Below are 10,794 nucleotides of genomic sequence, written 5' to 3'. Positions count from 1 at the left end.
TCGTGTTTGTTGTTGATTGAAATACTTATGTCCCAGCCTCTTTTTTCTTAAGCATTAACAGTTGGTAGAATCGAAGCACCCATCAAGTATTCATCTACTTTTCTAGCTGCTTCTCTTCCTTCATTAATTGCCCAAACAATTAAGCTTTGTCCTCTGCGGGCATCACCTGCTGCGAAAACACCTTCAAGATTTGTTTCAAAATCACCGTATGCTGCAGCAACTTTTCGATTCATTGTTTCAATACCAAAGTGCTTTAATACTGGCTGTTCAGGACCTTCAAAGCCAATTGCGATAAAAACTAACTGTGCTGGCCATACTTTTTCTGTTCCGGGAATTTCTTTGAAAATAAATGTCCCATCTTCTTGCTTTATTTTTTCCATTGATACAGTGTGTAATTCTTTTAATTTACCATTATCGTCTTTTACCATCTTCTTCGTCTGAATTCCATACTGTCTAGGATCTTCCCCAAACTTCTGTTCCGCTTCTTCGTATGCATATTCTAATGTAAAGACATTTGGTGCTGCTGGCCACATATTATCACTTGTGCGCATTAGCCCAAGCTTAGGATGTTTACCAAATTGGACGACGCTTTTACAGTTTTGGCGAAGAGCTGTTGCGACACAATCAGCTCCTGTATCTCCCCCACCAATAACAATGACATCCTTGCCTTCTGCATCAATAAAGTTTCTATCTCTCAAATTAGAATCTAGCAAACTTTTGGTTACACCTGATAAATAGTCCATTGCAAAGTGCACACCTTGTGCATCTCTACCTTCCATTACTAAATCTCTTTGCTTTTGAGCACCAGTACAAAGAATCACAGCATCATAGTTTTCTCTTAATTCTTTTGCAGTTATATCTTTTCCTACTTCTGTATTGGTAATAAAATCAATACCTTCTTGGGTAAGAAGCTTAATTCTACGCTCTACGTCTTTTTTCTCTATTTTCATATTTGGAATACCATACATTAATAACCCACCTGGTCTATCTGCTCTTTCATAAACGGTTACAGAATGGCCAGCTTGATTTAATTGATCTGCACTAGCAAGTCCTGCTGGACCAGACCCAATGATGGCTATCTTTTTTCCTGTTCTCTTTTGAGGAATTCGTGGTTGGATCCACCCGTTTGCAAACCCCTTATCGATAATAGTACGTTCGATATTCTTAATCGCAACAGCTGGATCAGAGATTGCAACTGTACAAGAACCTTCACATGGAGCTGGACATGCACTACCAGTGAATTCTGGAAAGTTATTTGTCTTTAATAATCTGTCTAATGCTTCTTTCCATCTCCCTTTATATACAAGGTCATTCCACTCAGGGATTAAGTTATGGATCGGGCAGCCAGATGTGCTTCCGGCAATTTCCATTCCAATATGGCAGAATGGTGTAGCACAATCCATACATCTTGCTCCTTGTCTTTCTAGTACCTCATCAGCGAAAGGAGCAGAATATTTTTTATAATCTTTTAGGCGGGAAAGCGGATTTCTCTCTTCCGCTTCCTCCCGTTTAAATTCCATGAAACCAGTTGCTTTACCCATTCTGTTCTCTCCTTTCTACTGCACTAATACGGTTATTTTATCTGATTGTTTTTTTTTGTCTTGTTTGGAATTATTCTCAAATGCTTCCATGGAAGCTGCTTCTTCTGATAATCCACTTTCTAGTCCTTTTTGGATGTTTGCAATCATTCGTTTATAGTCTTTCGGAATTACTTTAACAAACTGTTGTACATAATTTTCCCAATTAGCAAGTACTTGTTGACCTACTAAGCTATCTGTTTCTACCACATGTTTTTCAATTAGTCCTTGTATTCTCTCTATTTCTGCTCGATCTTCTAGCGCTTCAAAAATAATCATTTCTTTATTGCATAATGTTTTGAATTGGTCTGCGTCTTTCGATAATACATAGGCTATGCCACCAGACATACCAGCTGCAAAGTTTTTACCCACATCTCCTAAAATAACAACTTCTCCACCAGTCATATATTCTAAGCCATGGTCGCCAATGCCTTCTACGACAATATTTGCACCACTGTTACGTACGGCAAATCGCTCTCCTGCTTTTCCATTTATAAATGCTTCTCCACCTGTCGCACCGTAAAATGCTACATTGCCAATAATAACATTATCTTTTGCTGTATAAGAATTTATCGCTGATGCTTTAGCAACAATTCTCCCACCGGATAGCCCTTTTCCGATGTAGTCATTCGCATCTCCTGTTAAATAAAGACTCATACCTTTAGGGATAAACGCGCCGAAGCTTTGACCTGCTGATCCGGTGAAATGAAGATTAATTGTATTTTCTGGTAATCCAGATTCTCCGTAATGCCTTGAAATTTCGCTACCTACAATGGTACCTGTAACTCGATTTGTGTTTCGGATTGTATAATGTAAATCTAATGTTTCCTTGTTTTTTATCGCATTTTGAACTGCTGGTAGAATCTTCTGTATGTCTAAGCTTTCATCAATCTTGTGATTTTGCGGTGTTTGGAATGTTCTTGGACCATCCACTTTATATAATAGCTTAGATAAATCTAAGTCCTTCGCTTTCCAATGCGTTTTCGCTTCTTTGCTAACAGTAAGCACATCTGTTCTTCCGACCATTTCTTCTACTGTGCGGAATCCTAACTGTGCCATTAGCTCACGTACCTCTTCTGCAACAAAGCGCATAAAGTTTACGATATGATTAGGATCTCCAGCAAATTTATATCGCAATTCTGGATTTTGTGTTGCAATTCCAACTGGACAAGTATCTAAATGACATGCACGCATCATCACACAACCCATTACAATTAACGGAGCTGTTGCAAAACCAAATTCTTCTGCTCCCATCAAGGCTGCAAGAACAACATCTTTTCCTGTCATTAACTTCCCATCTGTTTCAAGGACGACTCGACTTCGTAAACCGTTCAACATTAATGTCTGATGGGCTTCTGCTAAACCAAGCTCCCATGGAAGACCAGTATGTTTAATACTTGTTTTAGGCGATGCTCCTGTTCCCCCATCATAACCACTCACTACTATAACATCGGCAGCACCTTTGGCAACACCTGCTGCAATAGTTCCAATTCCACCTTTTGAAACTAATTTAACGGAAATGCGTGCATCTCTATTCGCGTTTTTAAGATCATGGATAAGCTGTGCTAAATCTTCAATGGAATAGATATCATGGTGTGGTGGAGGAGAAATTAATCCTACACCTGGCGTTGAGCCACGTACTTCTGCAACCCATGGATATACTTTATTTCCAGGCAACTGTCCGCCTTCACCAGGCTTTGCACCTTGGGCCATTTTAATCTGCAATTCTTTCGCATTGATTAAATAATGACTTTTAACTCCGAATCGACCAGAGGCGATTTGTTTAATATTGCTTCTCCGATTATCGCCATTTTCATCCATTGTATAACGGGATGGATCTTCTCCACCTTCTCCACTATTGCTGCTTGCACCTAATCGGTTCATCGCGATTGCCAATGTTTCATGGGCTTCTTTACTTAGAGAACCAAATGACATAGCTCCTGTTTTAAATCTTTTAACAATGGAATCAACAGATTCCACTTCATTAATATCAATCGGCCGTCTTGATGGATCAAAAGCAAATAAATTACGCAAGAAACTCATGCTTTCCTCGTTAGCCGCTTCAGAAAATTGTTTAAATAATCCGTAGTCACCTTGTCGACATGCCCACTGTAACGTATGGATTGTTTTTGGATTAAAAGCATGGTGTTCCCCGCCTTTTCTCCATTGGAAATCACTTCCAGAATCTAATGTTTCATCGATTGATTCTTGATAGCCTAATAAATGCCTTTTTGTTGCTTCTTCCGCAATAATATCTAATCCGATACCACCTAGCTGAGAAACAGTGCCAGTAAAGTATTGATCAATTACTTCTTTGCCAATCCCGACTGCTTCAAAAATTTGTGCACCACGATAGCTTTGTACAGTAGAAATACCCATTTTAGACATTACTTTTACTACGCCTTCTGTAACTACTGTATTGTATCGCGCTACAATTTCTTCATAGGAAAGGGATAAGATGCCATCCTCTACTGCTTGATTATATGTCGCATATACCAAATATGGATTAATAGCATCCGCACCGAATCCAATTAGACTCGCAAAATGGTGTACTTCTCGAACTTCGCCAGACTCTACAATAATACTTGCCTTCGTACGAAGTCCTTTTTTAATTAAATCTTGATGCAAAGCACTAACAGCAAGTAGAACAGGAATAGCTTTTTCTTCTCTATTCATTGCACGATCAGATAAAATAAGCAATGATACACCTTGTGTGATAGCTTCTTCTGCCTTTTGCATAAGGTTGTTTAAACTTTCCTCTAAATTATCTGTAAATAAAGCATCTATTGTTCTAGCTGTAAACTCAAGTTTAGCATTGGTGCGTAATTGTTCAACATCGCCATTAGATAGAATCGGTGTTTTCAGTTGTATTCTATGACAATTGCTTTCATCTGGATGTAATAAATCACCTTCTGCACCTATCCAAGAAAGAGTCGAGGTTACTAGTTGTTCGCGAATTGCATCAATCGGCGGATTGGTTACTTGTGCAAATAATTGTTTGAAATAATTAAATAATGACTGTGGCTTATTAGATAATACAGCAAGCGGCGTGTCATTTCCCATTGATCCAATCGGGTCTTTACCTTCTAATACAACTGGAATCAGATTTTTTTGCACATCTTCATACGTGTAACCGAAAGCTTTTTGCCTTGCAAGTAAATCAGCAAATGTCTCCGCCTTTTCTTCTATGTTTTCCTCTAAGCGCACAACTTCCTCTAGCCACTCTGTATATGGATGCTCAGAAGCAATCGAGTTTTTAAGCTCTTCATCGGAAACAATGCGTCCTTCTTCTAAATCAATCAACAGCATTTTACCAGGACTTAAGCGCTCTTTATAAAGAATATTTTCTTCTTCAACTGGAATAACGCCAACCTCTGAAGAGAAAATGATGTAATCATCTTTCGTGACATAATATCTTGCTGGGCGTAAGCCGTTACGATCAAGAATCGCGCCAATTTGTTTACCGTCTGTAAAAGTAATCGCCATTGGACCATCCCATGGTTCCATTAAGCTACTATGATATTCGTAAAAATCTCTTTTTTGTTTTGATAAATGCGGATTCTCGGTCCAAGGCTCTGGAATCATCATCATTGCCGCATGAGCCGGCGTGCGACCAGATAGAATAAAGAATTCTAATGCATTATCAAATACGGACGAGTCACTACCATTGGAATCTAAGATTGGTAACACTTTTTCTAAATCAGCTCCAAAAACCTCTGATGCAAATTGCTGCTCCCTTGCTTTCATCCAGTTAAAGTTGCCTCGTAATGTATTTATTTCTCCATTATGGATTAAATATCGATTTGGATGAGCTCTTTCCCAGCTAGGAAATGTATTTGTGCTGAAACGAGAATGTACAATTGCGAAAGCTGAAACAAATGCTGGGTCTTGCACATCTAAATAAAAGCTCTTCACTTGATCGGAAGTTAATAATCCTTTATAGACGATTGTGCTTGATGAGAGACTCGCAAAGTAAAATTCTTTTTCTTCCTCGCTTCCCCACTTTTCTGCTAGTTTTCTAATTATATATAATTTTCGTTCAAACGTTAACTTATCTTTATTTGATTGATTGGATTGAATGAATACTTGACGAATCACCGGACAACTTTCTTGTGCAACTTTTCCGATTTTTCTGAATTCGGTTGGGACAGTTCTCCAACCAAGAAGTACTTCTCCTATCTCTTCAATATATTCGTTAATCTTTGTTTCAATTTGATTTCGATTTGGGTCATCCTTTGAAAAAAAGACCATTCCAACTGCATATTTTCCACTCTCTGGTAGATTAATATCTGTTAATTCTTTTCGAAAGAAGGCATCTGGAATTTGTACCATTAATCCAGCACCGTCTCCTGTTAATGGATCACTACCTTGCCCACCACGGTGATCTAATTTACAAAGCATGCTTAATCCTTTTGTGACAATGTCGTGCGTCGCTTCCCCTTTTATATGAGCGTACAGTCCGATTCCACATGCATCATGTTCAAATTCCGGTCTATATAAGCCCTGCGCTTTTTCCATTTGGTTGTACGTCATTTCAACCACCCCTGTCAGATTTTCTAACAAATTTTTTTATTCAGATAATTCAATTATACTATACAAATTCATATGTACAATATATCATTTAGATAGAAACAATCTAAAAATGAGATAATTAAAAAGAAGGTCGATAAAAATGGAACTGAGACAACTAAAATATTTTATTGAAGTAGCGGAAAGGGAACATGTATCAGCCGCTGCGGAACATCTGCATGTTGCCCAATCTGCTGTTAGTCGTCAAATTGCTAACTTAGAAGATGAGTTAGGTGTGCAATTATTTGAGCGGGAGGGTAGAAACGTGAAACTGACTTCCATTGGAAAGATATTTCTAACCCATTCTCTTGCCATAGTCAAATCGGTTGACCGTGCCATTGAACAAGTAAATGCCTACTTGGATCCAGAAAGAGGCTCTATAAAAATTGGCTTTCCAACAAGTCTTGCAAGCCACTTACTACCAACGGTTATTTCTGCTTTCAAAGAAAAACATCCAAAAGTGAAATTCCAATTGCGGCAAGGATCCTATCATTTTTTAACAGAAGGGGTAAAAAATAGAGACTTAGATTTAGCCTTCTTGGGTCCAGTACCAACAGACGATTTTTTATTAACAGGAAACATATTGTTCACTGAAAAAATATTTGCTTTACTACCAAGTAATCATTTTTTAAGCGAAAGAAGATCCCTTCGCTTACGGGATTTACGCAATGATGAATTTGTTTTATTTCCGGAAGGCTATATTTTGCAAAAAATCGCTATTGACGCTTGCAAACAAGAAGGATTTTTACCGAATATAAATGCGGAAGGCGAAGATTTAGATGCGATTAAAGGATTGGTGTCTGCTGGTATGGGTGTAACACTACTGCCAGAAAGCACTTTTTATGATACTGTTCCAAAGTTTACGGTGAAAATACCAATTGAAGATCCGATAATTAATCGAACTGTCGGAATTATCGTTCCGAGCAATCGGGAATCTCCACCATCTGTCCAAACCTTTCGTCGATTTGTCATCGACTTTTTCACTATTTTAGAAAAATATCAATAATGGGATGGGATAAGGGTCTCAAACTTTTAGTTAAAGTTAGACCCTTACTTCCCTACCCATTATTTATTTTTCTAAAACTTCCTTCACTAAGGAATGGAAAATAGATAAAGCGTGATTGATAGGCTCTGGGGTTGTCAAATCGACACCAGCCTTTTTGAGAAGCTCGAGTGGATAGTCAGAACTTCCACTTTTTAAAAAGTCTAAGTAGTTTTCTACATCCCCTTTCTCTCCTACAATTAATTTATCAGCTATATTTATCGCTGATGCAAAACCAGTTGCATACTTATAAACATAAAAAGGACGATAAAAATGGGGAATTCTCGACCATCCATACTTCACTTGCTCATCAATGACTAAATCGCTGCCATTATATGCTTTAAATAATTCCTCATAAGTTGAATTGAAAAAATCCAATGAGAGAGGAAGCCCGTTTTCTGCTTGCTCATGCACTGTTTTTTCAAATTCGCTAAACATTACCTGTGTAAAGAAGGTACCTTTAAAACTATCAATAAAATGGTGCAGTAAATGCTCTCTTTTTAATGGATCCTGCTCTAATTTTAATAAATGTCTTATTAACAATACTTCATTCACAGTAGAAGCGACTTCCGCAACAAAAATGCTATAGCCTGCACTTATTTGTGGCTGATGTTTACTACTAAAATAGGAATGCATCCCATGTCCACATTCATGAGCTAATGTAAATAAGCTATCTAAATCGTCCCGATGGTTTAGCAGAATAAATGGATGTACACCATATAATCCTAAATTATAAGCACCTGAACGTTTCCCAGGTGTTTCCCGTACATCTAAGTAACGCTTTTCTTTAAAACTTTTTAGCACTGCGATATATTCTTCACCTAATGGTTTTAATGCATCCACCATTATTTGAAATGCGTCATCATAGCTAATCTCTTCTTTGGCTGCTTCTCCGACTAATGGAACACTTAAATCATAGGCATGCAGTTCTTTGAGCTGAAGTCGCTTTTTGCGAAACTTCATATAGTCATCCATATAAGGTAAGTTCTTTCTTGTAGTCTCAATTAAATTATTATACACTTCTACTGGGACTTGGTCTCCAAACAAACTTTTTTCTAAAGCAGAAGGATAATTTCTTAATTTTGCTGTTTTTACATTATTTTTCACTGCAGCACTAAAGGTTGTTGCAATCGTATTTTTCATGCCTATATATGGTTTATAATAGGCTAGGTATGCTTCTTTCCGTACATTTCGATCTTCACTTTCGATTCTTTTTGCATACATTCCCCTTGTTAGCTCAATTTTTTCTCCATCTTCATTTGTTACTTCTCCAAATGTAATATCTGCATTATTTATCATTCCGAATACATTGCTCGGTACACCTAATGCTTCTCCTAGTTCGGACAAAATCTCTTCTTTTTCTTTGCTTAATACATGCTTCTTATAGCGAAAAGACTCTAATAAGTCTTTTTCAAAATAAGCTAATCCTGTCTCAGCTTTTATGTAGGCTTTTAATTTGCTTTCTTCTAATGACAATAAAAAAGGCATAAAAAAGGAGGTAGCTCTACTATATTTCTGCCCTACATAGCGAGCTTTTTCAATTAGACTTTGGGCATGGGTATTACGCGTATCTAAGTCTAATAGAAGCATTCCATAAGCATATACTTTTCGATAGATAAAACTAGTTTCCTCTGATAAAGTAAGATATGCTAATAAGCTTGCCCCGTCTGAAATATTACTATTGAAAGTGGCAAGCTCCTCGATTTTTTTCTCCAATAATTGAAGATCGTTTTCCCAATCTTCTTCTGTTTTATAAATATCCCTCAAATTCCATTTTTCCAAATCTGTAACTTCTTCCCTTGTTTTATATGTATTCATAAACTTCCTCCTATTCATTGGTTTTCTATATTTCACTTGTTATCATGAAATGAAAAGATATGTTTATGCTTAAATCATACCTAGCCATATCCTATTATGTAAAGTATAAACGCTTCTATCGAATTGTACGGGAGTTTTCCAAAATTATCATTATTGTTCCATAATACTTTTTTTCAATACTTGTAATAATTGGAGGTCGATTGAACGGAATTTGTCTAATAAATAACAAAGCTTTGAAGAGAATCCATAAGAAATAGCTTGCCAAACTTCTAGAAACTATGTTATATTAATCAAGCGATGAGCTATATTGAATAAGTCAATGAACATTATTGCGCTATGTGGAGCGTAGTTTATTGCCTCAATACGTAGGACACATTTGTAGTGTCCCTAACTGCCGATAAACTTTTGTTTATTGGCAGTTTTTATTTTTATATGTCCATACAAAAAGCTATCCTTTTTTTGCAGGGAAAAACCTCACTGATTTTTCAGAGTGAAAATACAGTGAGGCATCCCATTTAGGATAGCTGTTATGTTTATTACAAATATAATTTATTACGATTATTATGCGGTTAATTCCTTTAACTCTTCTGTTAAACGATAAAATTGTTCCTTGTCACCAGCAATTAATGTTTTGTCAATTTGTTTTTTTAGCTCAGCTTTTCGAAAGTCGTAAAGGGCTTTTTCTAATACCATTTCAGCGAATAAAGAATCAACTACATTTCCTACAGACTGTTTTGGAGCATTTAATAAATACTTTTCCATTTGAATCAACCCCTTGTTCTTTTTTACATTATAGCAGTAATTTTCTGATAATTCAAATACTTTTTTTCGAGGAAATTTATTCCTTTTAAAACTTTTATAAAAAAGTGGATTTATGTATAGGCTATTGTCTCTTTTTCATGTATTCTTGATAGAGGTTAGGAAAGGGGAGTTCAAAATGAGTTATAAAATGATCGTATTAGATATGGATGATACTTTATTAACAGATAACCATACTATCTCAGATGCAACAAAAAAAGCTTTAATGCTAGCACAAGAAAATGGCGTTAAGGTGGTCCTTGCATCTGGAAGACCAACATATGCTATCGAAGATGCTGCAGAAGAGTTGAGGCTTGCTGAATATGGGAGTTTTATTCTTTCTTTTAATGGTGCAAAAATAACAAATTGTAAAACGAAAGAAGAACTATTTAGTAGTACATTACCACCAGAAACCGTTCATGATCTTTATGATTTAAGCCAAAGGGAAAATGTGTGGATTCATACTTATATGGAGGATGAAATCATTACACAACAGAATAATCCATTCACTGAAATCGAAGCAGATATTACCGGCTTACCTATTAAGACAGTTTCCGATTTCAAACAAACTGTTTCCTCTCCTGTCGTAAAGGTATTAATGGTGAAAGAAGAAGAGCATCTTAAAGTAGTAGAAGCAAAGCTACAACAAGAGTTAGCAGAACATTTAAGTGTCATGCGCTCTAAACCATTTTTCCTTGAATTTACGGAATTAGGAGTTACTAAAGGGACAAGCCTCGCCATTCTCATTGAAAAACTGGGCATTACAAGAGAAGAAGTCATTGCTATTGGTGATAGTTATAATGATGTAGCGATGATTGAATTTGCTGGCCTTGGTGTTGCGATGGGAAATGCCCCTGATGATGTAAAGGCGCTTGCTGATTACGTGACAGATACTAATAATAACGATGGTGTTGCAAAAGTTATCCATACTTTTATTCTAGACCCTGTTACTACCAAGTTAGTGTAATTATATTGTTTGATATAATTTTA

The 10,794-nt window shown here is 36.7% G+C and carries 6 protein-coding genes; 2 read left to right on the top strand and 4 right to left on the bottom strand.

Annotated elements, in window-relative coordinates; translation table 11 throughout:
- Nucleotides 1-47: 47 nt before the first annotated feature.
- Nucleotides 48-1,541: a glutamate synthase small subunit gene (gene gltD, locus ADJ83_RS04960; RefSeq protein ID WP_031536523.1), complete on the bottom strand. Its 1,494-nt coding sequence runs from the start codon at nucleotides 1,539-1,541 to the stop codon at nucleotides 48-50.
- 15 nt (nucleotides 1,542-1,556) lie between these two features.
- Entirely contained in the window at nucleotides 1,557-6,110 is a 4,554-nt protein-coding gene (gltB, locus tag ADJ83_RS04955) for a glutamate synthase large subunit (RefSeq protein ID WP_031536524.1), read from the bottom strand.
- A gap of 139 nt (nucleotides 6,111-6,249) precedes the next feature.
- On the opposite strand from gltB, the gene ADJ83_RS04950 reads away from it, so the two are divergent.
- Nucleotides 6,250-7,152: a LysR family transcriptional regulator gene (locus ADJ83_RS04950; protein WP_031536525.1), complete on the top strand. Its 903-nt coding sequence runs from the start codon at nucleotides 6,250-6,252 to the stop codon at nucleotides 7,150-7,152.
- A gap of 63 nt (nucleotides 7,153-7,215) precedes the next feature.
- Here ADJ83_RS04950 and pepF read toward each other — a convergent pair whose 3' ends face one another.
- Complete coding sequence (gene pepF, locus ADJ83_RS04945) at nucleotides 7,216-9,006, bottom strand: oligoendopeptidase F (protein ID WP_031536526.1); 1,791 nt, start codon at nucleotides 9,004-9,006, stop codon at nucleotides 7,216-7,218.
- A gap of 561 nt (nucleotides 9,007-9,567) precedes the next feature.
- Nucleotides 9,568-9,768, bottom strand: a complete 201-nt coding sequence (locus tag ADJ83_RS04940) for an IDEAL domain-containing protein (protein ID WP_031536527.1) — start codon at nucleotides 9,766-9,768, stop codon at nucleotides 9,568-9,570.
- Between the two features lie 175 nt (nucleotides 9,769-9,943).
- Between ADJ83_RS04940 and ADJ83_RS04935 the strand changes: the two genes are divergently transcribed.
- Entirely contained in the window at nucleotides 9,944-10,771 is an 828-nt protein-coding gene (locus ADJ83_RS04935; RefSeq protein WP_031536528.1) for a Cof-type HAD-IIB family hydrolase, read from the top strand.
- Nucleotides 10,772-10,794 lie beyond the last annotated feature (23 nt).

It is taken from the genome of Bacillus sp. 522_BSPC (genome assembly GCF_001076885.1).
Taxonomy (GTDB): domain Bacteria; phylum Bacillota; class Bacilli; order Bacillales; family Cytobacillaceae; genus Niallia; species Niallia hominis.
Note: the sequence above shows the minus strand (reverse complement) of the source record. Positions and strands in the feature narration are given on the sequence as shown.

Coding starts and splice junctions, on each gene's coding strand:
- ADJ83_RS04940 (WP_031536527.1), bottom strand. CDS start 9,768: ATGGAAAAGTATTTATTAAATGCTCCAAAACAGTCTGTAGGAAATGTA.
- pepF (WP_031536526.1), bottom strand. CDS start 9,006: ATGAATACATATAAAACAAGGGAAGAAGTTACAGATTTGGAAAAATGG.
- gltB (WP_031536524.1), bottom strand. CDS start 6,110: ATGACGTACAACCAAATGGAAAAAGCGCAGGGCTTATATAGACCGGAA.
- gltD (WP_031536523.1), bottom strand. CDS start 1,541: ATGGGTAAAGCAACTGGTTTCATGGAATTTAAACGGGAGGAAGCGGAA.
- ADJ83_RS04935 (WP_031536528.1), top strand. CDS start 9,944: ATGAGTTATAAAATGATCGTATTAGATATGGATGATACTTTATTAACA.
- ADJ83_RS04950 (WP_031536525.1), top strand. CDS start 6,250: ATGGAACTGAGACAACTAAAATATTTTATTGAAGTAGCGGAAAGGGAA.